This window comes from Pseudomonas sp. PvP001 (genome assembly GCF_040546375.1).
In the GTDB taxonomy this organism is placed as follows: domain Bacteria; phylum Pseudomonadota; class Gammaproteobacteria; order Pseudomonadales; family Pseudomonadaceae; genus Aquipseudomonas; species Aquipseudomonas coleopterorum.
Genome location: NZ_JBEPNQ010000001.1, coordinates 1,814,374 through 1,840,016, shown reverse-complemented (window position 1 = coordinate 1,840,016; position 25,643 = coordinate 1,814,374). Strand labels below are relative to the sequence as shown.

General features: G+C 62.3%; 20 protein-coding genes and 1 pseudogene. 13 read left to right on the top strand and 8 right to left on the bottom strand.

Annotated features, from left to right (window positions below):
- Positions 1 to 132: 132 nt before the first annotated feature.
- The 3 genes and pseudogenes from ABMD26_RS22170 to ABMD26_RS08475 all read right to left on the bottom strand — a co-directional run bounded on the left by ABMD26_RS22170 (position 133) and on the right by ABMD26_RS08475 (position 3,827).
- The gene (locus ABMD26_RS22170; RefSeq protein ID WP_376787137.1) at positions 133 to 837 is read right to left on the bottom strand and encodes a methyl-accepting chemotaxis protein; all 705 of its coding nucleotides are present in this window, start codon (positions 835 to 837) and stop codon (positions 133 to 135) included.
- Positions 838 to 1,035: 198 nt separating this feature from the next.
- Positions 1,036 to 1,914: pseudogene (locus tag ABMD26_RS22165) on the bottom strand (methyl-accepting chemotaxis protein); the annotation flags it as partial.
- 326 nt (positions 1,915 to 2,240) lie between these two features.
- Entirely contained in the window at positions 2,241 to 3,827 is a 1,587-nt protein-coding gene (locus ABMD26_RS08475; RefSeq protein ID WP_134723094.1) for an aldehyde dehydrogenase (NADP(+)), read from the bottom strand.
- 957 nt (positions 3,828 to 4,784) lie between these two features.
- Here ABMD26_RS08475 and ABMD26_RS08470 point away from each other — a divergent pair.
- A complete protein-coding gene (locus ABMD26_RS08470; RefSeq protein ID WP_090356116.1) occupies positions 4,785 to 5,783 on the top strand; it encodes a response regulator in 999 nt (332 codons plus the stop codon).
- A gap of 3 nt (positions 5,784 to 5,786) precedes the next feature.
- A complete protein-coding gene (locus ABMD26_RS08465) occupies positions 5,787 to 6,746 on the top strand; it encodes a sensor domain-containing diguanylate cyclase (protein WP_354309035.1) in 960 nt (319 codons plus the stop codon).
- A gap of 9 nt (positions 6,747 to 6,755) precedes the next feature.
- Here ABMD26_RS08465 and ABMD26_RS08460 read toward each other — a convergent pair whose 3' ends face one another.
- Positions 6,756 to 8,099: an MFS transporter gene (locus ABMD26_RS08460; protein ID WP_134723091.1), complete on the bottom strand. Its 1,344-nt coding sequence runs from the start codon at positions 8,097 to 8,099 to the stop codon at positions 6,756 to 6,758.
- 469 nt (positions 8,100 to 8,568) lie between these two features.
- Here ABMD26_RS08460 and ABMD26_RS08455 point away from each other — a divergent pair, with 469 nt between their 5' ends.
- Positions 8,569 to 9,870: an NAD(P)/FAD-dependent oxidoreductase gene (locus tag ABMD26_RS08455; protein ID WP_354309033.1), complete on the top strand. Its 1,302-nt coding sequence runs from the start codon at positions 8,569 to 8,571 to the stop codon at positions 9,868 to 9,870.
- A gap of 11 nt (positions 9,871 to 9,881) precedes the next feature.
- On the opposite strand, the gene ABMD26_RS08450 is transcribed toward ABMD26_RS08455, so the two are convergent.
- A complete protein-coding gene (locus ABMD26_RS08450; RefSeq protein ID WP_167649338.1) occupies positions 9,882 to 10,685 on the bottom strand; it encodes an IclR family transcriptional regulator in 804 nt (267 codons plus the stop codon).
- 131 nt (positions 10,686 to 10,816) lie between these two features.
- Between ABMD26_RS08450 and ABMD26_RS08445 the strand changes: the two genes are divergently transcribed.
- The 8 genes from ABMD26_RS08445 (at position 10,817) to ABMD26_RS08410 (ending at position 22,000) form a co-directional block, all read left to right on the top strand.
- Positions 10,817 to 12,151: an NAD(P)/FAD-dependent oxidoreductase gene (locus tag ABMD26_RS08445; RefSeq protein WP_354309030.1), complete on the top strand. Its 1,335-nt coding sequence runs from the start codon at positions 10,817 to 10,819 to the stop codon at positions 12,149 to 12,151.
- 122 nt (positions 12,152 to 12,273) lie between these two features.
- Positions 12,274 to 13,950 (top strand): peptide ABC transporter substrate-binding protein, encoded by a 1,677-nt coding sequence (locus ABMD26_RS08440; protein ID WP_354309028.1) that lies wholly within the window; start codon positions 12,274 to 12,276, stop codon positions 13,948 to 13,950.
- Between the two features lie 57 nt (positions 13,951 to 14,007).
- On the top strand, positions 14,008 to 14,958 hold the full coding sequence (locus ABMD26_RS08435) for an ABC transporter permease (RefSeq protein ID WP_043190850.1): 951 nt from the start codon (positions 14,008 to 14,010) through the stop codon (positions 14,956 to 14,958).
- A 13-nt stretch (positions 14,959 to 14,971) separates the two neighbouring features.
- Positions 14,972 to 15,865: an ABC transporter permease gene (locus ABMD26_RS08430; protein WP_354309026.1), complete on the top strand. Its 894-nt coding sequence runs from the start codon at positions 14,972 to 14,974 to the stop codon at positions 15,863 to 15,865.
- Positions 15,862 to 16,890, top strand: a complete 1,029-nt coding sequence (locus tag ABMD26_RS08425; protein ID WP_354309024.1) for an ABC transporter ATP-binding protein — start codon at positions 15,862 to 15,864, stop codon at positions 16,888 to 16,890. The genes ABMD26_RS08430 and ABMD26_RS08425 overlap by 4 nt, the downstream gene beginning before the upstream one ends.
- On the top strand, positions 16,887 to 17,945 hold the full coding sequence (locus tag ABMD26_RS08420; RefSeq protein WP_324184408.1) for an ABC transporter ATP-binding protein: 1,059 nt from the start codon (positions 16,887 to 16,889) through the stop codon (positions 17,943 to 17,945). Before ABMD26_RS08425 ends, ABMD26_RS08420 begins: the two co-directional genes overlap by 4 nt.
- 239 nt (positions 17,946 to 18,184) lie before the next feature.
- Positions 18,185 to 20,446, top strand: coding sequence for a TonB-dependent receptor (locus ABMD26_RS08415; RefSeq protein WP_354309022.1), 2,262 nt, complete (start codon positions 18,185 to 18,187; stop codon positions 20,444 to 20,446).
- Between the two features lie 213 nt (positions 20,447 to 20,659).
- Positions 20,660 to 22,000: a DUF726 domain-containing protein gene (locus ABMD26_RS08410; RefSeq protein ID WP_354309020.1), complete on the top strand. Its 1,341-nt coding sequence runs from the start codon at positions 20,660 to 20,662 to the stop codon at positions 21,998 to 22,000.
- Positions 22,001 to 22,031: 31 nt separating this feature from the next.
- On the opposite strand, the gene ABMD26_RS08405 is transcribed toward ABMD26_RS08410, so the two are convergent.
- The gene (locus tag ABMD26_RS08405) at positions 22,032 to 22,601 is read right to left on the bottom strand and encodes an isochorismatase family protein (protein WP_354309018.1); all 570 of its coding nucleotides are present in this window, start codon (positions 22,599 to 22,601) and stop codon (positions 22,032 to 22,034) included.
- A 197-nt stretch (positions 22,602 to 22,798) separates the two neighbouring features.
- On the opposite strand from ABMD26_RS08405, the gene ABMD26_RS08400 reads away from it, so the two are divergent.
- Positions 22,799 to 23,080, top strand: a complete 282-nt coding sequence (locus ABMD26_RS08400) for a BrnA antitoxin family protein (RefSeq protein ID WP_354309016.1) — start codon at positions 22,799 to 22,801, stop codon at positions 23,078 to 23,080.
- Positions 23,081 to 23,153: 73 nt separating this feature from the next.
- On the opposite strand, the gene ABMD26_RS08395 is transcribed toward ABMD26_RS08400, so the two are convergent.
- A complete protein-coding gene (locus ABMD26_RS08395; protein WP_354309014.1) occupies positions 23,154 to 24,047 on the bottom strand; it encodes a hypothetical protein in 894 nt (297 codons plus the stop codon).
- Positions 24,048 to 24,310: 263 nt separating this feature from the next.
- Complete coding sequence (locus ABMD26_RS08390) at positions 24,311 to 24,538, bottom strand: hypothetical protein (protein ID WP_354309012.1); 228 nt, start codon at positions 24,536 to 24,538, stop codon at positions 24,311 to 24,313.
- A 403-nt stretch (positions 24,539 to 24,941) separates the two neighbouring features.
- Between ABMD26_RS08390 and ABMD26_RS08385 the strand changes: the two genes are divergently transcribed.
- The gene (locus ABMD26_RS08385; RefSeq protein ID WP_354309010.1) at positions 24,942 to 25,631 is read left to right on the top strand and encodes a hypothetical protein; all 690 of its coding nucleotides are present in this window, start codon (positions 24,942 to 24,944) and stop codon (positions 25,629 to 25,631) included.
- Positions 25,632 to 25,643: the final 12 nt, after the last annotated feature.

Sequence of the window (25,643 nt, the reverse complement as noted above, 5' to 3'; positions counted from 1 at the left end):
TGGTGCCGGACGCCGGCTGGCGCCGCTGCTACAGGGATGGGGTTGGTGCCTGACGCGGCTTGCGCCGCTGCTACAGGGATGGGGTTTCTGTAGCAGCGGCGCGAGCCGCGTCAGGGTTTGGGCGTGTTTTGGTCAAACACGGAAATGGCTGACCATCATCTGCAGCTGATTACCCAGGCGGGCCAGTTCGACGCTTGAGGCAGCGGTTTCTTCGCTGGCCGAGGCGGTCTGTTCCGACACGTCGCGCACGTTGATGATGCTGCGGCTGATTTCCTCGGCGACCGAGCTCTGCTGCTCGGCGGCTGCTGCGATCTGCTGGTTCATGGCCTGGATGCTGGACACCGTGCGCGTGATGTTTTCCAGCGACGTGCCGGCGCGGCGCGTCAACTCGACGCTGCTATCAGTCAGGCCGCGGCTGCTGAGCATGACGCTGGCGACCTGTTGGGTACCCGCCTGCAAGCCTGCCACCAGCCCTTCGATTTCCTCGGTAGATTTCTGCGTGCGCTGGGCCAGGCCGCGCACTTCATCGGCCACCACCGCAAAGCCACGTCCGGCCTCGCCTGCGCGGGCCGCTTCGATAGCCGCGTTGAGGGCCAGCAGGTTGGTTTGTTCGGCCACGGCCTTGATCACGTCCATGACGCTGCCGATCTTGTCGCTTTCCTTCTGCAGCGCGTTCATCGCTTCGGTGGAGCGGCGGACTTCCTCGGCCAGCTTTTCGATCTGCGCAATCGCTTCGCCGACGACCTTGTCGCCTTCGCGCGCTTCCTCGTCAGCCGTGGTCGCAGCCACCGAGGCCTGCTCGGCGTTGCGAGCCACTTCCTGAACGGTCGCGGTCATCTCGTGCATGGCGGTGGCGACCTGATCGGTCTCGACCTTCTGATTGTTGACCCCGGCACTGGTCTGCTCGGTGACGGCGGACAGCTCTTCGGCTGCGCTGGCGATCTGGGTGACGCTGTCGCGGATGCCACCGATCAATTCGCGCAGGGTGGCGCCCATGCGCTGGATGCCTTGCTGCAGCACACCCAGTTCATCCTTGCGCGTCACCTTCAAGTCGTGGCTGAGGTCGCCACTGGCGATGCGCTCGACCACGTCCAGGGTCTGCTGCAGAGGGCGGGTGATCTGCCGGGTGATGATCCAGGCGGCGAGGATGCCGAAGATCAATGCCAGCAGTGCCGCGCCGATCTGATAGCTGCGCGCTTCGGCGCTTTCGGCATCGCGGCGCTGGATCTGGATCTTGTACAGCTCATCGCTGAGGCGGACGATTTCCGAGCCTTCGACGGTCATCTCGGCGCGTGCGGTAGTGATGGTGGCAATCGATGCTTTGAAGCTGGTCACCGCATTGCGGTAATTGACCAGTGCGGCAATGAGCTGCTGCATGCGGGCCTGCTCGGTAGGCAGGCGAGTGGACAGTTGTTGCAGTTCGACCGCAGCGCGGTCCATCTGCGCGAATGCAGCCTGCTCGGATTTTTCGTTGGCGTTGCTGACATAGGCAAGCACTTCATAGCGCGTCTGCTGGGTCAATTCCCGAATCCGGGCGCTGGCCTGCAATTCTTCGAAGCGCAGTTCGATGTCGGGTACGGCGAGTACGGCGTCGTTGATCTGAGCGACCAGTGCAGTGGCGGCCGCTGCCGTGTCGGTCATGTTCTGCCGCGCCACGTTGCTCGTCTTGTAGCCGTCGCGCATCTGGTTGAGCGACTTCTGGTACGCCTCGATCTGTTCCGCCTGGGCTTTGAGCCGCTGCAGGTTTTCCGGGCTCTTGAATCCTTCGATCAGCTTCTGCTGCTGAGCCTTGAAAGCGTCGAGCTGGGTTTGAACGGTTTGCGCCGAAGCGTCGTCGCCGTTGGCCAGCATGTATTGCAGCCGCACGATACGCAGCTTGGTCAGGCTGTTGTTGAGCTCGGAAATATCGCTCATCCAGTTGCTGCGCTGGATCAGGCTACTCAAGCTGGTCCAGCCGGTCAGCGCCAACAGCGCGGTCAATACCAGCACCAGGCCGAAGCCCAATGCAAGTTTTCGGGTAACGCTGATATTGCCGAACCAGCCGTTCATAAAATGTGCTCCTGACAGTAAAGGGTCAGACCTGGACGACCATCGTTGTGCTTATGGCGGTCGCCATGAAAAGGTCTTGGTGATTTCCCCATATCGGCCACGGGCGGCAGAGCTGAAACAAAAAGTGAGAACGGTGACGCAAAAAAAACGGCGCGATCAAGATCGCGCCGTTCATTGTCACCGCCGATGCGTCATGCGATCGGCTGTGAACTCCACTCGCCATTGACCAGGCGCTGCAGGCCCAGCGGGTTGGCATTGCGCAGTGCTTCGGGCAGCAGCGCGTCAGGGTAGTTCTGGTAGCAGACCGGACGCAGGAAGCGGTCGATCGCCAGGGTGCCGACCGACGTGCCGCGGGCATCGGAGGTGGCTGGGTAAGGGCCACCGTGGACCATGGCGTCGGACACTTCTACGCCGGTCGGGTAGCCATTGACCAGAATGCGACCGACTTTCTGCTCAAGCACCGGCACCAGCCACTGGTACTTGACCAGGTCGGTAGCGGTTTCGCCGATCAAGGTGGCGGTCAGCTGTCCGCGCAGCGATTGCAGGGCGGTCTTGAGTTCGGCATCGTCGGCGACTTCGATCACCACGGTGGCCGGGCCGAAGACTTCTTCCTGCAGCAGTTCGTCGCCGTTGAGCAGCAGGCTCACGTCGGCCTTGAACAGCTGTGCCTGGGCCTGTTGGCCTTCCTGGGCATTGCCGGCCAGATGAGTGATGCCTTCGTGCGCTAGCAGGTGTTCGACACCTTTGCTGTAGCTGCGCAGGCCGCCAGCGTTGAGCATGGTCTGCGGCGCCTGGGCTGCCATCTGCGTTTGCAGGTGCTCGAGGAAGGCACTGAAGGCCGGTGAGCGAACGCCGATCACCAGGCCTGGGTTGGTGCAGAACTGCCCGCCGCCCATCACCACGGAAGCTGCCAGTTCCTTGGCCACGGTTTCGCCGCGGGTAGCCAAGGCGTCCGGCAGCAGCACGACCGGGTTGATGCTGGACATTTCAGCGAACACCGGGATCGGCTGGGCGCGCTCGGCGGCCATCTTGCACAGCGCGTTGCCGCCGTTCAGCGAGCCGGTGAAGCCGACTGCCTGAATCGCCGGGTGCTTGACCAGCGGCTCACCGACGCCGGCACCGAAGATCATGTTGAACACGCCTTTGGGCATGCCGGTTTTTTCCGCTGCGCGGATGATGGCGGTGCCGACCAGATCGGCTGTCGCCATGTGACCGCTGTGGGCCTTGAACACCACTGGGCAGCCGGAAGCCAGGGCTGCGGCGGTGTCGCCACCAGCCGTGGAGAATGCGAGCGGGAAGTTGCTGGCGCCAAACACGGCCACTGGGCCGACGCCGATGCGGTACTGGCGCAGGTCGACGCGCGGCAGCGGCTTGCGGTCCGGCAGGGCGAGGTCGATGCGGGCACCGAGGAAGTCGCCGCGGCGCAGTACCTTGGCGAACAGACGCATCTGGCCGCTGGTGCGACCGCGCTCGCCTTGGATGCGGCCGGCAGGCAGGGCGGTTTCCTGGCAGACGATGGCCACGAAGTCATCGCCCAGGGCATCGAGTTCGTCAGCGATGGCGTCCAGGAATTCGGCACGGCGAGCGGGGCTCAGCTGGCGATATTCCAGGAAAGCGTTGTCGGCGGCCTGGCAGGCGGCGTCGACTTCGGCATCGGTGGCTTGGTAGAAGGCATAAGGAAGCGCCTCGCCGGTGGTGGCGTCGACACTCTTGAGTTTGGGCTCGCCACTGGCGCTGCGGTTGCCGCCGATGAAGTTGTGACCGAGGATGTTAGGCATTGTTGTCTCCGTGTCCTGTGGGCGGGTTGTTAACAGACATCATACAACTTGGTCATATACCGGGCAAGTTGCCCCCCGAATCACCCACTGTAGCCGCCTCGGCCGCCGATGTGGTGAATCAGGCAGACCGCAGTGCGCCTGGACGCGGCTTGCACCGCTGCTACAAAAGCCCGTCGCGAGCGGTTGTGGCCTCTGTAGCAGCGGCGCGAGCCGCGTCGGCGGTTGACGCGGTCAATCAGGCATACCGCTCGCCATGAGCGGTTGTGGCCCCTGTAGCAGCGGCGCGAGCCGCGTCGGCGGTTGGCGCGGTCAATCGGGCAGACCGCAGTGCGCCCGGACGCGGCTTGCACCGCTGCTACAAAAGCCCGTCGCGAGCGGTTGTCGCCCCTGTAGCAGCGGCGCGAGCCGCGTCGGCGGTTGGCGCGGTGGATCGGGCAGACCGCGGTGCGTCCGGACGCGGCTTGCACCGCTGCTACAAAAGCCCGTCGCGAGCGGTTGTGGCCCCTGTAGCAGCGGCGCGAGCCGCGTCGGCGGTTGGCGCGGTCAATCAGGCATACCGCTCGCCGCGAGCGGTTGTGGCCCCTGTAGCAGCGGCGCGAGCCGCGTCGGCGGTTGACGCGGTCAATCAGGCATACCGCTCGCCGTGAGCGGTTGTGGCCTCTGTAGCAGCGGCGCGAGCCGCGTCGGCGGTTGGCGCGGTGGATCGGGCAGACCGCGGTGTGCCCGGACGCGGCTTGCACCGCTGCTACAGAGGCCTGGCGTGATCGATCTGCAACCCCGCGTCGGCGGTGGATGCGGTGAATCTGGCTGAACGTGGTAACCCACATCGGCATTCGCGCCGAATGAAAGCAAATAGCCAGCACGCAAGGTAGCGGCGAACAGGGCCTTAGAGGTATGGTGGGCAATGGTGCATCAATGGCGATCATGCGCGTCGCCCCATGGAGAGAACGAGAGGACATGCTGCCCATTCCCCTGTTGATCTGCGACGACTCGAACATGGCTCGCAAGCAGTTGCTGCGGGCCCTGCCGGCGGATTGGGAGGCCACGGTCACCCAGGCGGTGAACGGCCACCAGGCGCTCGAGGCCGTGCGCCAGGGGAAAGGCGATGTGATGTTGCTGGACCTGACCATGCCCGACATGGACGGCTACCAGGTCCTGGCCGCGCTGCGTGAGCAAAACCTGCCGTGCAAGGTCATCGTTGTCTCGGGTGACGTCCAGGATCAGGCCCTGCGCCGGGTCCGCGAGTTGGGCGCGCTGGCCTTCATCAAGAAACCGGCCGAACCCGAAGAGCTGCGCCGGGTGCTGCTCAAGGCTGGTCTGCTGGAAAAAACCACTGGCACAGCCCTGCGTCGCAGCAGCGACAGCACGCTGCACATCGGCTTCATCGACGCCCTGCGCGAAGCCATCAACGTAGCCATGGGCCAGGCCGCCGCCATGCTGGCCAAAGTGCTCGGCGTGTTCATCCACCTGCCCGTACCCAACGTCAACCTGCTCGAAGCCAGCGAGCTGCACATGGTGCTGGCGGACGTGCAGAGTGAGCAACCGATCACCGCCATCTGTCAGGGGTTCATCGGCGGTGGCATTGCCGGCGAAGCGATGCTGATCTTCCACGATTGCGACATCGCCGACCTGGCTCGTTTGATGAACCGCAGCGCGCTCGACTACTCCGACCTCGAGATGCTGCTGGATCTGTCATCGGTCATCATCGGCGCCTGTCTCAGCGGCCTGGCCCAGCAGCTGGACGTCATGTTCTCCCAGAGCCACCCGCACATTCTTGGCAACCATGCCGCGATCGACGACCTGATCGCCGTCGGCAAGCACCGCTGGAAAAAGACCCTCACCGTGGAAATCAGCTACGCCCTGGAAGGCCACTGCATTCACTTCGACCTGTTGCTGCTGTTCACCGAGGACTCGGTGCCGTTGCTGCGCGACAAGCTCGACTACCTGATGAACTGAACCATGAGCCGACCCATCGAACTCGACGAATTTCACTGGCTGCTGGCGATCACCCAGAGCATCGACGTGGGCGTTGTGGTGCTCGACAGCGATTATCACGTGCAGGTCTGGAACACCTTCATGGAAAACCGCTCCGGCGTGCAGCCCAAGGACGCCATCGGACACTGCTTCTTCGGCCTGTTCCCGGAGATCGATTGCGAGTGGTTCCGCAAGAAGGTCAGCAGCGTGGTCACCCTCGGCACCCCGGCCTTCACCATCTGGGAACAGCGTCCGTACCTGCTGCGCTTCAAGAACTACCAGCCGATCACCGGGCAGGAGGCGTTCATGTATCAGAACACCACCATCCTGCCACTGCGCTCCACCCATGGTGAGGTCAAACACATCTGCGTGGTGATCTACGATGTCACCGACGTGGCCATCAACCGGCGACAACTGCAGGCCTCCAACCTGGAACTGCAGAAGCTGTCGAGCACCGATCGCCTGACCGGGTTGTGCAACCGTGGCCACTGGGAAGAAGCGCTGAAGGTCGAGTACGTGAGGCATGGCCGCTATGGCCACGCCACCTCGTTGATCATGTTCGACATCGACCACTTCAAACGCGTCAACGACACCTATGGCCATCAGGTGGGCGACCAGGTCATCCAGCGCGTAGCGCAGGTGCTGCGCGGGCTGGTTCGTGACGCCGACATTGCCGGACGCTACGGCGGCGAGGAGTTCGCCGTGCTGCTGCCGGACACCGACAAGGCCGGTGGCGCCATATTGGCCGAGCGGTTGCGCCAGGCCGTCGAGGCTGAACTGGTCGAGCACGAAAGCGGCCCGATCCGCTTCACCATCAGCCTGGGAGTAGCCGACCTCGGCTACCCCAGCACCGAACACCAGCAACTGATCGAATGGGCCGACCAGGCGCTGTATGCCTCCAAGCGCGCTGGCCGCAATCGGGTGACCGTCTACGAGCGGCCCTGACCGGGACGATCAATCCTTGGTGGCATGCGCCCAGCGATAGTCCAGACGCGGCGCACGGACTTTTATCCGGCGCTTGGTCTTGCTGAACAACGGCTCGTGCACTGGCTCGGGATCTTTCAGGAACACCGTCAATACCGCACTCAATGCGTACAGGCCAGTAAAGGCCCAGACCACGCCTTCCAGGCCGAAGCTTTCATTGAAGATCGCCACCACCGCAGGTCCCACCCAGGTGGATGCACCCGCGCCCAGGCTCAGCACCGACAGCGCGGCGGCCTTGTTGTGCGGCGCCAGGGCCGGCGCCAGTGCCGACAGCGGCACGAAGCACGCCAGGGTCAGGCCATACAGCGCGCCGAACACCGAGGCCAGCAGGAAGTTGTCGGGAAAGGCCTGAGGCATGAAGAAGAACAGCGGCGTGGTGATCGTGCTACCGACCGCGCCCAGCCAGAGGATGGTATTGCGATAGCCGATCCGCGTGCTGATGACGCTGGAACCCATGTTGCCGATGATGTTGAACACGAAGACGATGGTCAGCAGTTGCAGCCATTGCTCCAGGGTGAACCCCACCGTGTCCATGAAGAACCCCGGCAGCACCACCAGAAAACCGAACATCGACGAGGTGTTGATGATGCGCACCACACCGGCCAGGGTCACCTTGGGGTGCGACCACATGATGGTGATGTTCTTGGCCATCGACACCAGCGGCTTCTCGCCTTCGGGCGCCAGGCGGCGCATGCCATGGGCTTCACGCATGCCGATCAGGCCGATCAAACCACCGATGACCACCAGCGCGAACGACAGCCAGAACGTCTGCAACGCGCCGATCAGCGGAATGCTCACGCTCGCCACCAGCGAACCCAGGGTCGGCAGACCCGCTGCATAAGCCACCCAGAACCAGCCAACGGCCAGACCCATCTTGCGCGACGGTGTCGCGGCGGCGATCCACACCAGAAACCCGTAGGCGAACAGCGGATAGCCGAAGCCGCGCAGACCGTAGGTCAGCAGGATCATCTTGTAGCTCAGGGTTTCCAGGCCATAGATCAGGAACAGAACTTCGAACACGCTCCAGATCAACAGGCCCAGCATCATCACCCGTTTCGGCCCCCAGATGTTCGACAGCGCGCCGGCCAGCCAGGAGGAGATGCCGACGGTGACGCCATACAGCGTGAACACCATGGCGATTTCGCCCTCGGGCATGCCGCGGTCACTGAGAAACGGGGAGAGGTAACCAAGCTCGACGCCGTCGCCGATCATGAAGATCAGCAGGCCGACGAAGCCCCAAAACATGGGGTAGGGGATGCCGATCTTGTCGCACAGGCGAGAGAGGGGGGTGTTCGGAGTGGATTGATTGCTCAATGGTCCGTTCCTTTTTTGCAGCACGGCGCTTGGGCGCGCCGAATGAATGGCCTCGATGAGGTTGGAAGGCAGGCTCGGTGAAGAGCAAATCGCCACGCAGCGGTGGCACAAATCGGCGGGTCAGGAGGGGCACAGCAGGATCGCCGGCGTACGGCGTTTATGGGCCCTGTAATCTGCTTTATTTGAGATTTTCGCGCCGTTTGCTTATTTGTTATCGCATCTGAAACGATTCAGCGCAACCGCCTGAGCGGGCATTGCCTGCGACAACGTGCCCGGTGGTAATGGCCGCAGGCCACGTCTCATGGTGGCTAAGGTGTTGCAAAAAATGACTGAAAAAAATTCGGATAATTTTTCATTGCCCCAGGCTTTGTCTCAGCATGTGAGAGCATGAGCGCGCTACGTCCCCAAGACTTGCCGCTCGCCGTTCCAAGGGGTAGATGTAGGGGCACCGACATTGGCAGGCGTTCCCATGTACCCGCTCATTTCCCACGTCGACAGCGACACTTCTCTGCCCGACAGCGCCGATGTGGTGATCATCGGCGGCGGCATCATCGGCGTGTGCACGGCCTTCTTCCTGGCCGAGCGGGGCGTGTCGGTAGTGCTGGTGGAAAAGAGCGGCATCGCCCACGAACAGTCGTCGCGCAATTGGGGCTGGGTGCGGACCATGGGCCGTGACGTCGCTGAAGTGCCGTTGGCCATCGCCAGTCTGAAACTGTGGGACGGCTGGGCCAGCAAGCTGCGCCAAGAGACAGGCTTCACCCGCTCCGGGATTCTCTATGCCTGCGAATCGGCAGCCGAGCTGGCAGCCAAGGTCAGCTGGCTGGATCAGGCCAAACCGCTGGGCATCGAGGCGCGGCTGCTCGACACCGTCCAGATTCAGGCGCGCCTGCAAGCCAAGGTGCCGGACTCGTGGACCGGTGCGCTGTTTACCGAAAGCGACGGCCGCGCCGAGCCGGACATCGCCACGGCGGCCATCGCCGAAGGGGCACGCGCACGCGGCGCCAGGCTGTTCGTGCGCTGTGCCGCGCGCAGTGTCGAAACCACTGCGGGAAAGGTCAGCTCGGTGGTCACCGAACTGGGCGAAATCAAATGCACCAGCGTCGTGCTGGCGGCGGGCGCCTGGTCGAGCCTGTTCTGCGGCAACCTGGGCATCCGCCTGCCGCAGTTGCGCGTGCTCGGTTCGGTGATGCGCACCGGACCGCTGCCGGGCGGGCCGGAGTGCGCCGTGGCCACCGAGAAGGTCTCGTTCAGAAAGCGCGCCGACGGCGGCTACACCGTGGCCCTGCGCAACGCCAACGTGGCGGCGCTGGTGCCGGACAGCTTTCGCTACCTGCCCGACTTTCTGCCCATGGTCAGGGCGCATCACCACGAATACCGCCTGCGCGTGACCCGCCAGAGCTGGCAGGAACTCAACACCCCCAAACGCTGGAGCAATGCCCAGGCTTCACCGTTCGAGACACAGCGTTTGTACGATCCCAAGCCGGTGGACGCCTACCTCGACAAGGCCCTGAGCATGCTCGCCGAGCAGTTCCCGATCTTTGCCCAGGCGCGGATTGAGCAGCGCTGGGCGGGCTTGATCGATGTCACACCCGACATCGTCCCGGTGATGGATCAAGTGCAGAGCCTGCCAGGCTTCTATCTGGCCACCGGCTTCTCCGGGCATGGTTTCGGCATCGGGCCAGGCGCCGGCCACCTGATGGCCGACCTGATCACCGGCGACCAACCCCTGGTTGATCCTGCGCCGTTTCGTTTCGCCCGGTTCGCCCGATGAGGCGCGTTCATTCAGGGTCCCAGTCGTTGCGCGATGCCATCGGCCTCCTTGCGCATGGCCTGCACCAATCGCTGCTGGTAAAGCGGGGTCATGCGCACGCTGGGCAAGGCGCAGCTCAGCGCCCCCACCGGGGCGGCGCTGGCGTCGAGGATCGGCACCGCCACGCCGGTGTGCAGCGGCAGCACGCGATCGGCCAGGCCGCAGGCGAAACCTTGCTGGCGCACCTGCTTGAAGGTGGAGCGCAGGGCGCTGTCGCTGATGGCGTATTCGCGCAGCAAGCGCGGCGCGTTGTGTTCCAGAATCTGCGCACGGGCCGCAGTGGGCAGGTGGCTGAGCAGCGCCAGCGAGCCCTGGCCAACGCCGCTCAGCACGCGCGCGCCCACGCAGTGGGCAAAACTCTGAGTGGGATTGGCGCCTTCGTGCAGCTCCAGGCACAGGGCGTAGTAGCCGTCCTGAACGAACAGAAAGAAGCTGTCCTGAAAGGTCTCGCACAGGCGCAGCAAGGCCGGACGGGCCAACTCGCGCACGCCGCCGGTGTTGCCGGCCTGGGCACCAAGGCTGAGCAATTGGTAACCCAGAAAGTAGGGACCCCGCAGCCGCGGCAGGCGCACGAAGCCGTAGGATTTCATGGCCTTGAGCAGACGGTACAGGGTGGCGCGGCTGAGCTGGGTGTCGGCGCTGAGCGCTTCGATGGTCGCGCCCTGCGCACCGCGCGCCGCGATCGCCTGGAGAATGTCGAAGGAGCGATCCAGCGTCTGCGTGCCTTGAGTGCTGCAGCGTGGCAGGCGGCGGGTCGATGAGTCGGTGTGGGGCATGCTGACCTCTCCCGTGAAGCGACGTTTGCCGAGCCATGGCCCGGCAGGCCGACTGGCACTGCAAATGCGCTGCAATATCCGGGCCCTTGCCGCGCCCATTCACTCATGATCCATCAGGAGAGCAGCCAGCGATGCCAGGACCTCGCGTAGTACCCGTACAGGGCGATGAACAACTGCCGGAGCGTGTCGACGTAGTGGTGATCGGGGGTGGCATCGTCGGTGCTTCCACGGCGCTGGAGCTTGCCGAACGCGGCTTGAAGGTGGCGCTGTGCGAGAAAGGTGGCATCGGTCACGAGCAGTCCAGTCGCAACTGGGGCTGGGTGCGCATCTCGCGCCGCGACCCGCGTGAACTGCCGCTGATGGCCCATGCCCTGAACATCTGGGGCGACCTCGCCGCGCGCATCGGCAAGGACGTCGGCTACACCCGCGCCGGCATTCTCTTCACCTGTGCGGACGATCAAAGCTACGCGGAGCACGAGCGCTGGAAGGCCAATCTGGACGATTACCCGGTGCGTGCGCGGATGCTCTCGGGCACCGACCTGTCCGCAGTGCTGCCCGGCGCCGAGCGTTTGCGCATCAAAGGTGCGCTGTACACTCCCGATGACGGTCGCGCCGAACCGCAACAGACGGCCCCGGCGATTGCCGAAGCGGCGCGGGCCAAGGGCGCGATGATCTTCACCGAGTGCGCGGTGCGCGGCATCGAGCGCGCGGCAGGCCGGGTCAGCGGCGTCATCACCGAGCGCGGCGCGATCGCCTGCACGTCCGTGGTGCTGGCCGGCGGCGCCTGGTCGAGCCTGTTCTGCTCGCCGTTGAAGGTGCATTTGCCGCAGCTCAAGGTGCTCAATTCGGTGATCCGTACCTCGCCCCTGCAGGGCGGCCCGGAATCCGCCATCTGGGCAATGGACTTCGCCGTGCGCAAACGTCAGGACGGCGGCTATACCGTCGCCTCCGGCCACGAGAACATCGCCGACATCGTCCCCGACTCCTTTCGCTACGCGCGGCAGTTCTGGCCTGCGTTGCAGCAGGAGCACAAATCACTGTCGTTTCGCCTGGGCCAGCGTTTTTTCCAGGAAGCCGTGCTGCCCAAGCGCTGGGCATTGGACGAAGCCAGCCCGTTCGAATACCGCCGCGTGCTCGATCCGGTGCCATCGATCCAGCAAACCAACCGCGCCCTCGCCAGCCTGACCAACGCCTTCCCGGTGTTCGCCAACGTGCGGATCGCCCAGCGCTGGGGCGGCATGATCGATGTCACGCCCGATGCCGTGCCGGTGATCTCGGCAGTGGACGGTGTGCCCGGATTTTTCATCGCCACCGGATTCTCGGGTCATGGCTTCGGCATCGGGCCGGCGGCAGGAAGGCTGATGGCCAATCTGGTCACCGGTGAAACCCCGATCGTCGACCCGCAAGCGTTTCTGCTGTCGCGCTTCAGCGATGGCTCCAACCCACGGCCCATTTCCGGATTCTAGAATCACCCGATCACTCGGCAACAGCCCTGCAGAAGCTCGTTCGAACGAGCCCGGGTCCAGCGTCCAGGACGCTTTCCAACGCCTGCCACCTGCCCTTTCTTCCTTACTGTGGGAGCTTCAGCATGTCGCAACGCGATGACTCGGATAAAGGCAACAGCCTGTTGAACCCGACCCGCCGCCAGGCGCTGGCCATGGCCATCATCGGTGCCGCGGGCACCCTGCTGCCCCTGGGCCGGGCCAGCCAATCCTTCGCGGCCATGGCCGCCTCGCCGTCCGGGCAGGTGATCATCGGCCTGTCCCAGGAGCCCACCGTCTTCAATCCGCACATGCCGCACATCGAAGTGGACGACGGCATCCACTGGAACGTGTTCGACCCCCTGTTCGGCATCTCGCCGAGCGGTGAATTCGTTCCGGCCTTGGCCACCGAGGTGCCGACCGTGGCCAATGGCGGCATCTCCGCCGACGGCCTGCAGTGGAAGGTGAAACTGCGCAGCGATGCCAAATGGCACGACGGCCGACCCTTTACCGCCGAAGACGTGAAGTACACCCTGGAACTGATCGTCTCGCCGAATTTTCGCAGCGGACGCCGTGCCGGCCATGACCTGCTGCGCGACATCACCGTGGTTTCGCCCACCGAAATCCACTGGCGCATGGAGAAATCCTACGCACCCTACGCCTCGATCCTGTCGTCCACCTTCATGGTGCCCAAGCACATTCTTTCGGTCGCCGCCGACGTCAACACGGCACCGTTCAACAACGCACCGATCGGCACCGGGCCGTTCAAGTGGGGCGCACGGGTGGCTGGCGACCACATCCAGCTCAAGGCCAATCCGGACTATCACGGCACCCAGCCGCAGATCGACAGCGTGATCTTCAAGTACATCCCCGACCTGACCGTGCTCTACACCCAGTTCAAGACCGGCGACATCGACGTCACCGCCATGCAGGGCATCACCCCCGACCATTACGAGGAAGCCAAGGACCTGGCCGGGCGCACCGTGGTGATCCTGCCGGTGGCCACCATCGAGTCGGTGACCCTGAACATGGAGCGCCCCCAGTTCAAGGACCCCGTCGTGCGCCAGGCGCTGTACATGGCCATCGACAAGAAGACCATCATCGACGAGTTGTATTTCGGCCTGGTACTGCCTACCGAAACCTACATGCCGCAACAGTCGGCCTACTACAACCCGAACCTGCCCAAGCAAAGCTTCAACATCGAGGCGGCCAGCAAACTGCTCGATGACGCCGGTTGGAAACCGGGCGCTGGCGGCATTCGCGAGAAGGGTGGGGTGCGCCTTTCGTTCACCAACTCCACCACCGCCGGCAACCAGATCCGCGAACAGGCGCAGCAGTTCATCCAGCAGACCTGGCTGGCCATCGGTGTGGAGATGAACATCTCCAACCTGCCGCCTGCGGTGATGTGGGGCGAGTACTGGGTGCAGTCCAAATTCGACTCGGTGATCGTCGGCAACAACTTCCTCACCGGTGCCGACCCCGACACCCGCGACTACTTCGGTTCGCAATCGACCAACGCCAAAGGCGGGGCCGGGCAGAACAACTCGCAGTACGTCAACGCCAAGGTCGACGAGTTGCTGGCCCAGGGCGCGGCGATCCAGGACGTCGCCCAGCGCAAGGCGGTGTACGTGCAGGTGCAGGACCTGATCCGCCAGGATCTGCCCATCCTGCCGCTGTTTCAGTACACCTACGTGCGCGGCTACAAATCGGGCCTCAAGGGCTTCACCGGCAACATCAACCTGCGCATCGAACCCTGGAACGTCAACACCTGGTCCTGGACCTGAGCACGCCCATGCCTGGCCGCAGGGTCGGGTGTCGTTCGCACCGCAGAGGATTCAAGCATGCCGAACTACATTCTCAACCGCCTGGGGCAGAGCGCCGTGGTGCTGGTGCTGGTCTCGCTGATCGGCTTCATGGTGCTCAACCTGGCCCCCGGCGGACCGATGTCGCAGTTCGCCCTGAACCCCGGCATGAGCCAGGCCGAGCTGGACCGCATCGCCGAGCAGCTGGGCTTGAAGCGGCCACTGCTGGTGCAGTACATCGACTGGTTCAGCCATCTGTTCGTCGGCGACTGGGGCCACTCGTTTCGCGACGGCCGCCCGGTGCTCAGTGTGATTGCCGGGCACTTGCCCGCGACGTTGCTGCTGATGGGCACCTCGACGCTGCTGTCCATCGTCATCGGCACCTGGGTCGGCGTGCTGGGCGCGGTGCGCCGCTATTCGGTGTTCGACACCCTGGCCACGGTCGGCGCGATGGTGGCGCTGTCGATTCCCACCTTCTGGTTCGGGCTGGTGGCGATCTTCTTTTTCTCCCTGCACCTGGGCTGGCTGCCGGCGGGCAACATGTACACCATCGGTGACCAGTCCCTGGGCGACTACGCCATTCACCTGGTGCTGCCGGTGCTGGTGCTGGCCTTGGTCAACGTGGCGATCTGGAGCCGCTACATGCGCTCCGCCACCCTCGATGTGATCGACCAGGACTTCGTCCGCACCGCCCGCGCCAAGGGCGTGCCCTATCGCCGCGTGCTGACCCACCACGTGATTCGCAATGCCCTGCTGCCGATGATCACCCTCGCCGGGCTGCAGATACCCACCATCCTCGGCGGCGCGCTGGTCACCGAAACGGTGTTCACCTGGCCCGGCATGGGCCGGCTGTTCCTCGACAGCCTGGGCTACAGCGACTACCCGGTGATCATGGGCATCCTGATGTTCTCGGCCGTACTGGTGCTGCTGGGCAACCTGCTCGCCGATCTGTTGATAGGTGTCGCCGACCCCCGTGTCCGGCTGGCCTGAAGGAGTACCGCCCATGACCACTGCCACGCACTACCTGCCCGCCACCCGCCGCTGGGCCTGGCTGGCCAACCCCACCCTGCGCCGATTCATGCGCCACAAACTGGCCGTGCTCGGCGTGGTGATGATCACCGTACTGATCCTGGCCTGCGTGTTCGGCCCCTACCTGCTGCACTACAACGACCTGAGCATCGACATCCGCAACCGCTTCGCGCCGCCGTTCACCGGCAATCACTACCTGGGCACCGATGCGCTGGGCCGCGACACCGCCGCCCGCTTGCTCAACGCCGGGCGCATCTCCCTGATGGTGGGCTTCTGCGCCATGCTCATCAGCATCAGCATCGTCATCGGCACCCTGATCGGCGTCATCGCCGGTTACTACCGCGGCTGGGTCGGCGCCGGGCTGATGCGCTTCGTCGACGCCTTTCTGTCCTTTCCCAGCGTATTCCTGGTGCTGGTGCTGGCGGCGTTCACCAAACCCAGCCCGATGATGATCACCCTGATCATCGCCGTGACCAGCTGGATGGAAATCTCGCGCATCGTCGAAGCCGAGATCCGCTCGCTGCGCGAACGCGACTTCACCCTGGCCGCCCGCATGATCGGCGCCAGCAACCGCTGGATCATGTTCCGCGAACTGATGCCCAACGCCATCGGCCCGATCATCGTCGCGGCCACCCTGACCATCGCCAACGCCATCCTGCTGGAGGCCTACATCAGCTTCCTCGGCTACGGCATCCAGCCGCCCTTGCCCAGCTGGGGCAACATGCTCAACGCCGCCCAGCAGTACCTGGGCAAGGCGCCCTGGCTGGCGATCATTCCCGGGCTGGCGATCACCCTCGCGGTGACCAGCTTCAACTTCATCGGCGACGGCCTGCGCGACGCGCTGGACGGCAGGAGCGACCTGAAATGAACGCAGATGAAAAGATCGCCGTGGCGCACCTCAACGTCGCCTTCCGCAAGGGCGCCGACTACGTGCCCGTGGTCCACGACATCAACTTCACCATCGGTGCCGGCGAAACCCTGGCCCTGGTGGGCGAGAGCGGTTCAGGCAAGAGCGTCACCAGCCTGGCCATCATGAAGCTGCTCGCCGAAGCGCCGAAAACCCGCATCGACGGCAGCGCCATCGTCGCCGACCGCCACGGCGCGCCCATCGACCTGGTGGCCATGGGCGAGCAGCAGATGCGCCACGTGCGCGGCAACCGCGTGGCGATGATCTTCCAGGAACCGCTGACCTCGCTGAACCCGGTGCACCGCGTGGGCGACCAGATCGCCGAAGCGATCCGTTTCCATGAGTCCCTGAGCAAGGCCGACGCCCGCGCTCGCGCGCTGGCCCTGCTGGAGCAGGTCGGCATTCCGGAACCGGTGAAGCGCCTGGACTGTTATCCCCACGAGCTGTCCGGCGGCATGCGCCAGCGGGTGATGATCGCCATCGCCCTGGCCATGGAGCCGGACGTGCTGATTGCCGACGAGCCCACCACCGCGCTGGACGTCACCGTGCAGGCGCAGATTCTCGACCTGCTGCGCAACCTGCAGAAGAAGAACGGCATGGCGATCCTGTTCATCACCCACAACTTCGGCGTGGTCGCGGAAATCGCCGATCGGGTCATGGTGATGTACGCCGGGCGCATCGTCGAACAGGGCAGCGTCAGCCAGGTGCTGTCCTCGCCGCGCATGCCCTACACCCGCGGCTTGCTGGCCGCAGTGCCGCGCTTCGAACAGGCCGGTCTGGCGCAAGGTGAACTGGGCACCATCGCCGGCTTCGTCCCCGACCCCAGCACACCGCCCGGCGGCTGCGCCTTCCACCCGCGCTGCGGCTACAGCATCGCTGGCCGCTGCGACCAACAGGCACCCGTGCTGGAAGAAATCGAAATGGGCCACCAACTGCGCTGCGTGCGCTGGCGGGAACTGGCGACCGAACAGGAAGGTGCACGATGAAAGAGCGTCCGCTGATCGACGTCGTCGGCTTGAAGAAATACTTCCCCGTGCGCAAGACCTTCCTCGCCCACCGCCGCGACCGCGACGACAACCTGGTCCGCGCTGTGGATGGCGTCGACCTGAGCATCGCCCGTGGCGAAGTGCTGGGCCTGGTGGGCGAAAGCGGCTCGGGCAAGAGCACCCTGGGCCGCAGCCTGATGATGCTCGACCCACCCACCGAAGGGCACATCGTCTTCGACAACACCGAGATCACACCCTTCAACGACCGCCTGCTCAAGCCCTATCGCAAGCGCATGCAGATGATCTTCCAAGACCCCTACGGCTCGCTGAACCCGCGCATGAGCGTGGGTGACATCCTCGCCATGCCGTTGCGCTTCCACAACCCCGAACTCGACGCCGCCGGGCGCCGCGAAAAAGCCGGGCAGGCCCTGGAAACCGTCGGCCTCGCCGCCCAGTACCTGGACCGTTACCCCCACGAGTTCTCCGGCGGTCAACGCCAGCGCATCGGCATCGCCCGCGCTCTGACCCTGGAACCTGAATTCATCATGGCCGACGAACCGGTGTCGGCCTTGGACGTCTCGGTCCAGGCGCAGGTGCTCAACCTGTTCGCGCGCATCCGTCGGCAGATGAACCTGACCATGCTCTTCGTCACCCACGACCTGGCCGTGGTCGGCCACATCGCCGACCGCGTCGCGGTGATGTACCTGGGCCGCATCGTCGAAATAGCGCCCACCCGCGAACTGTTCAGCCATCCTCGCCACCCCTATACCGAAGCGCTGATGTCGGCCATCCCGATGCCCGAACCTGGGCAGCGGCGGCAGCGAATCGTGCTTCAGGGCGATATCCCTAGCCCGATCTCGCCCCCCTCAGGCTGCGCCTTTCGCACCCGCTGCCCCTACGTCCTGCCCGCCTGCGCACAGGATCGACCGCTGTTGCGTGAGGTCAGCGCTGGTCACGGTGTGGCGTGTATACGGGATGATCTGGAGTTGGTGTCGCCGCTCCACGAACAGCGCGAAATCATGCAGCAGTCACATCAGCGCCTTGCCGGAAACTGACATCAGATGCCCCGCGATCTGCTTCTAGTCCCCCCAACCCTCCCATACAAGCCCCTGTCTCAATGTGGGAGCGGGTTCTACCCGCGATGAGGCCAGCTGCCGTACCGTCGCCCCAAAGATCCCAAAAGCGACTTGAGCCAACATAAAAAAGCTGAAGATGTAGCAGAGAAAGATTCGCATTCGCTACAATCCAGCAGTTTGCCCACTCTCTTCAGTCGCCTATCCCAGCAGGATTGTTCATGCCTATCCCACAGTTTCCACGTAAAGCCGCGGTCAGTTCCGTTTGGTTACCCATTTGCCTGATCGCCAGCTTTTCGCCGATTGTCGCCCATGCGCAAACGACGCTTGAGCTGCCTGTGGAAACAACGCAGCCGGAAGGTCCCGCCGCAAGCCAAGGGACAACGCTGGAATTGGGCGAGACGGCGATCTCTGCCAGCGCGGACGCTTCGCGCGAAGGCCTGGTGCCCGAATACGAGGGTGGTCAGGTCGCACGGGGCGGCCGGGTAGGTATTCTGGGCAACAAGGACTACATGGAGACGCCGTTCACTTCAACGTCCTACACGAACCAACTCATTCAGGATCAGCAAGCGCGCAGTGTCGCGGACATTCTGCAGAACGACCCTTCGGTTCGCATCGCCCGTGGATTCGGCAACTTCCAAGAGTTGTACGTGATGCGTGGTTTCCCGCTGTACTCCGATGACATTGCCTACAACGGGCTCTATGGCCTGTTGCCTCGACAGTACGTGGCCTCCGAATTCATCGAACGCGTTGAAGTGTTCCGCGGCGCCAACGCCTTCCTCAACGGCGCAGCGCCAGGCGGCACCGGAATTGGTGGTGCCATCAACATCTTGCCCAAGCGCGCGCCGAACGAGCCGCTTACACGCCTCACCGTAGGTGCCGAGAACAACGGCTTCGGCACGGTCGCCGCGGACGTCGCCCGTCGCTTCGGCGAAGATGATCGCTTTGGTGTTCGAATCAACGCGGCCAAACGAGGCGGTGAAACCTCGGTGGATGATCAGGACCGCAACCTGGATATGTTCGCCCTGGGCCTCGATTACCAAGGCGACCGGCTGCGCCTGTCTGCCGACGTCGGCCATCAGTATCACTTCATCGATACGCCCCAGCCGAGCGTTACCCCGGTAGGCGGTATTCCTAGCGCGCCCAAAGCGCGGGACAACTACGGACAGTCCTGGACCTACTCGAAAGAGAAGCAGACCTTCGGCACCTTCCGCGCCGAATATGACCTGACCGACTCCCTCACCACCTGGGCCGCCGCGGGTATGCGCAAGGGCGAGGAAAAAAACGTCCTCGACAATCCGTCATCCACCCCCTCCGGTGTGACTTCCGCCTCGCGCTTCGACAACTACCGCGAAGAGACCGTGACTACGGGTGAAGTGGGTATGCGTTTCAACCTGCAGACTGGCCCGGTATCCCATGAGTGGGTCGTTTCAGGTTCCATGTACGACACCAAGGACAAGAACGCCTGGGCTGGCAATTTCTCCAACCCGATAGTGGGCGATCTGTACGGCTCCAACGACGCAGCACAGCCCGAGAACGTGTTGTTCAACGGCTCCATGTCCGATCCGGAAATCACTGGGCGTACCCACACACAAAGCCTGGCCATTGCCGACACCCTGGGTTTCTTCGACGATCAGTTGCTGGTCACCCTCGGCGCTCGTCGCCAGGGCCTGGATGTCACCGAATACAATTACATCAGCGGCGACCGTACTTCTCAGTACAAACGCTACGAAACCACACCCGTGGCAGGCATCGTGTATCAGTTGAACGGCCAGTTCTCCGTGTACGCGAACTACATCGAAGGCCTGACCAAAGGTGATACCGCAGGTGCCACCACCACCTTGCCCAACGGCTCGACCGCGCCGGTGCTGAACTCCGGGGAATCCCTGGCACCTTATGTCGCCAAGCAAACCGAGGTCGGCATCAAGTACGACAGCGGCAACCTGGGCGGCAGCCTGGCGGTATTCCAGACCGAGAAGCCGGTCGGCATCGTCGAGAACCAGGTGTTCAAGGACGGCGGCGAGCAGCGAAACCGTGGTATCGAACTGTCGGTATTCGGCCAGCCCACACAGGGCGTGCGCCTGTTGGGTGGCGTCACCTTGCTCGATGCCGAGCTGACCAAAACCCAGAACGGCGAAAACGACGGCAACGAGCCTATCGGCGTGCCCAAGACACAGGCCAACATCGGCGGTGAATGGGACGTGCCTGGGCTCAACGGTGTGACCCTGACCAGCCGCGTTATCTACACCGCCAGCCAGTACGCCAATAACGCCAACAGCCTTGAGATTCCTTCGTGGACACGTCTGGACCTGGGCGCTCGTTACGGCTTCAAAGTGGACGAGCGCGACGTGACCCTGCGCGCGCGCGTGGATAACGTGACCGGTCGCGATTACTGGGCATCCACCGGTGGTTATCCGGGGTCTAACTATCTGGTACTCGGCGCGCCGCGCACTTTCTCTGTCAGTGCTTCGGTTGATTTCTGAGTACGGTTGAGCAGGGCTGTAAATGAAAGAAACGGGAGCTGCGGCTCCCGTTTTTTTTGTGATGATTCACTGATGTCGCGAGCCATGTTAGAGCGGGCTCTACCGGCGATGAGGCCAGTCGCCTCACTCCAGCCCTCAAGTTCCACCCATTGGCGCCGTCAAAGTGACCGTACCCTAATACGTGCCACTTCTGTAATCAGGCCGCCACTTCATATGAGCAAATTCGTCTTCAGAGATATCCCCCCGGTAGGAGGCACCGTTGCTAACGTGTTCATCCACGGTTACTCCGCCGGTCACGATTTGGATGACCGCTACAAACTAGTCGGCGCCTTGCCCAAGCAAATTCCCGGCAGCATCAACCTGTTTGCATTCTGGGACTCCGGGCATATCTCGAAGGTAAGCGGTACGGGAAAGATTTTTTTGACTCGGTTGGCATGGACCAATCCGATCACTGGACTCACCGCACTGGCTGCTTCGCGAATCCACCACTTCATGACAATGCGCGCTCGTGCCGAAGAGGTTGGCGAGGTATTGCTTGCAGAGCTGAACGACTACCTCATCCGCCACTACCCATACGTCGAGAAGATCAACCTCATCGGCCACTCGCTCGGTGGACGCGTTCTGGTCACCGCCTTGCGGAAACTGGTCTACAGCCCGCATGACAACTGCCTCAGAGTCGATAACGTGCTGTTGATGGCGGCCGCCGTTGAAGTGACCGAAGCGGAAGCCAAGGCCTTCGTTCAACGAATTGACGGCGATGTTTATCACGCCTACTCACGCAATGACTCTGTTCTCAGGCTCAACATGGGCGAGGCCTCAATGGGCCGCAGAAGTGTTGAAGGCCTCAGATCAAAGGAGATGCTCCATGAGCCTGGTAAAGGCTTCGGGCACATGGACTACTGGCCCAACCTTGGCAAAGTTCTGAAGACGACAGGTATATTGCAGTGCCTGCTTGGCGTCCCTGAGGAGCAAGCAAGTCTCGAAACCTGGTCGTCGCTGGTGGACGATCTCAAACATGAGGACTTTGTTCGAAAGGATGTCCTGTTGTATCGGCTGCTGATCGAAACCGACAGACGCCTGCTGGATGCATTAAGTAGTTTGCTAGGCGTTGGAGCCGTAGACATTTCACCTACCCACCTAGCCATGCTCATCACTGACAAAGTGCAACTACAGGCCGGTTCTACCGTGGGCAGCACCTACCGCGGGCACGGTATCCGCTACGTCCAGGTATTAGAGGCTGTTGCCCTTGAGCGATTGCCTTCCACCGACGTCAATCGCTGTGTGACTGTCACCGAGCTTGAAGCACTTGTGGTGAAACAGGCTTGCAATCAGCCTCATGTTTTTTTTGATTATGAGATACCCGAGGTCGTCGGTTTCGTGAAGTGGTATATCGGCGATGGCGCGAGGGCAACGTTGGATCAGCAGAAGTTCTGGAAGCGGGTATTGGCAGAAGGGCAGCGCGTCTACTCGACGGTGTTTCCCCACAAGTTGCTGGGGGCGTTGCTGTTGATTGCGTATGCGCGCCATCGATTGAATTGCCGGTTTGTATCGTAGAGAGGCAGCGATTCAAGGCGCGCACGTTGGCTCACCTCAACCCAAGCGCCTCGACCACATCCCGCGCCAGCACCACTTCGGCATACTCACTCCCCAGTATCGCCAACGTTAGATCATGAACGGTTTCAGCATCCCAGACGGTGCCGTCCGCTGCGGTGATTGGCACCGCCGTCGTGGCATCCGAGGGAAGAATAATGTTGTACCCCAAGGCCTTCCCCACCCGAACCGTGGCGTCCATGCTGTTGTGGATAACCACACCCGTCAGCACAAAACGCGTCACCTGCATCTGCTTGAGCACGGCATCAAGATCTGTACCGATGAACGCGCAGTTCTGCTGTTTGGTAATGACCGGTTCACCGTCCAAGGGGGCAACTTCTTGCTTGATGCCATTCCATGGGCCGTGGGTGTGGTAGGTCGAAGTGGGTGTAGGTTCATCGTGCTTTACGTGCAGCACCGGCCAGTGATTCGAGCGCCAGAGTTGGAGAAGGCGTTGGATGGTTTCCAGGTAGCCAGGGTTGCTCTTGTTATTCCACTTCGGCTGGTCGATGGCGTCTTGCACATCGAGGATGATGAGAGGGATGGGGTTGGGCTGGTCGCTCATGGAAGGCCGTTTTATCGGAAAAGAATGGTTCAGTGTGCGGTAACGAGTAAGTCCGTTCAATGGGCGATGGGTAGTGTGGGGTGCATGGCAGGCGTACCTGAAACGGCTATGATCTTCAGCACCGTAGGCCTGTGTACGCGCGAGTGATCTTCATTACGTGGACCCTGCGCGCCGCGTCATTTCCATGAGGAAAGCCAATGAGAGAGAACAAAACCGCTACCGACATCGACTGGATCGACCCTGACGATGCTCCGGAGCTGACCGACGCCTTTTTCGAGCGCGCCGACCAGTACGTAGGTACTCGAGCGATCCACCGTGGCCGGCCCAAAGCTGGCATTGTGCGTGAGCTGATTTCGATCCGCATCGAACCTGCCGTGCTTGCTGAATTCCGAGCCTCGGGGCCCGGTTGGCAAACGCGCATGAATGCGGCGTTGGCGGACTGGCTCAAGACCCATGACCCTTCGGATCTGCAGAGTTAACGGCGGCTTTTTGTCGTGAACACTGCTGCCATGTCAGCTTCTTACTGATGAACGAGCAGTTCTGCTGCTTCGTTCAGGGCGCCTTTCCCAACTCAACCGGAACAGACAACTGCTCAAACAGCGGCTTCATCACCTGCCCCGGAGAGGGGATGGGATTGGCCAACGGCTGATCATGTGCGCTGTTCTCCTGCGTCCTGACGCCAATCACGATGCTGTGGTCAGGCTGCTCCTGTGCATAGGCCGTGTAACCGTTGTCCAACGAGTGGATTCTTTCGCCGGGTCGTACACCGGGGTAATTCGGAGCGGGGTGAAAATCGGCGATCACGGCAGTCGTTCTGATCGCCGACAGTACCCAAGGCTGATAGCTGTCAGTGACGAACGAATAGCATGCAACCAGCACCATGCCAGCTGCAATAGCGCCTCCGGAGTTGAACAACGCCATACCCGCATTGAACTGAGGAGAGTAATTAACGCCGAAGATTTTCAGGAATGAGGCACCCATCTGAATAGCCGCAAAAACAACCACCGCAACACCTGTGACTGCAAGCAGCAGCAGTCCACCAAGGAACAGCAAAAACGCCACCACTGCCATCCACGCCGGTATATAGAACAGCAACGCAAGCAGGCCAACGGTCAGATCAAAAGACTGCGGCGGCAAGCCCAATGCTTCGGAAACTGCAAAGCGCGACAACCCGGTTGCGACCAGCAGTGCCAACAAGTGCAACAGAACGATAGGCGTCTTGTACAACGGTTTATGCCATTTCTTACGCATCCAGCGGGCCACTGGCAGACACCACATGATGAAGCCCGCAATCATAAAGCCAGCAGCGATCATGCTGGTCACATCCAAAGCGGCAGTGCCCCAGCTTCTGGACAGTAACAAACCCAAGAAGACTAGAACTATCGAAATCATATAAAGCCGATGTGCCACTGAAGTGGCCGCGTACTTGTCCTTCAACCATTGCATATCTGTACCTGGAACCTTACCCGGGGGATCGATGACGATTGAGTCACAGGACATGGCCAGCTGTTAGCCACCCTGTCCGATGCGGCTGGAGGTATTTTGTCCTGCCAGGCCAGCAAAAGGGGGGGCATCCTAACAGGGCTGTTTTCCAAGAGAAGGCCGGGGCAATAACTCGAAACTGAAATGGTGTGACGTGGTGATTCCCCAAATTCATGCTGGTTCTATCCGAAGGCCACCACACAAGAAGCCTATGACCCAACGAGATCTCAGGCTCGACCTGCTGCTGGTCGGCGAGCGTGTCCCAGCGGTGGTTGCGTCCGCTGTGAGGGTATGCCCATGTCTTCTCTCAGTTGCTCGAATCCGAACGACTGCCGCACCGACGGATCATTCAGCCGCACATCGCCCACGTCCTCCACCTGCTGATCCTTGATCAGCTTCGAGACGTAGCTGGTCAGAATGAACGACGCATCTATAGCGTCCTGGTTATCCAACATACCCATTTATCCACCAGCAACACCTCGGGCGAAGCGTCTTTGGCGGCCTTGGTGGTTTGCGCATCGATCAAAAAAGCCTCTAACACAAGAGCGTCCGCCCCATGGGCGCCGAGGCTCATCAAGCAGCACACTGCCAGAAGGGTAGGGCGAGAACGAAAACGAAGGGCCACCGGAACAGTTCCGGGAATGGAAGAGATGGTGAAACGCGTCTTGGGTAAACGATGATCCGTTTCAATAGCGTTTATCCCAGCAAGAATCTGACGAAGCGTTAACGCTTTTTGAGGGAATGCTTGCGAAGTCCGACGGGCTCACTGGACAGGGATTACACCTAAAGAATGGCAAAGGGCTACCGATAGGTAATCAGTGATGGCATTTCAGCCTTTGCTTTGGAAATGGAATTCAAATGAGTCTGCAAGACGACCTGCACGATGGACCCATTGCGCCACGTCCGCGCGTTCAACAACGGGCGCATCCGGGGTGGCTGTTGTGGCTACTGGTACCGGCGATTGCGGTGGGGATGAACTGGGCGCGGATTGCCGCGTACTTTGAACCTGCGCGTGTAGAACCGCCTGCTGAAGTGGTTGAGCGATATGAATCGCCGGTTGTTGAATCTGCGCCGGTATCTGCACCTGTTGTGCGAGCAGTGGCGCCCGTTGTGCCTAAAACCCTGCACGAGTGCATGGGCGCTGACAATGTGGTCAACGATCAGGTATTGCGGTGTAGGTATGGCGACCGTCCTCAGCCGATGCGGGAAGAGCGGGCGGTGCAGGGGATGGTTTCTGCGCAGTATTTGGCGGAGTACAAGGCGGGGCAGAGTGCGCGGCCGGTTCGGCGGGCTGTTAGTGGTGGGTTTGAGTCGCACCAGGTACTGGGTTGGGACAGGAAGGGGTTGTACACGGCTTCGTGGAGTGTCAGTGATAACCAGATTGATCACGGCAGTGTTTGCACTGCCTACCGAAGCGGGTCGATTGAATATCGGGAATGCAGGAAAGGCGCGAAGCAGTGGTTCAAGGAGCAGTGCCGTTCAGAGCGAAATCCGGCACTGCGGGAGCGGTATTGTTCGGCGGCTTCGGGGTTTAGTCCGATGGGGTAGAGCCCTTAACCG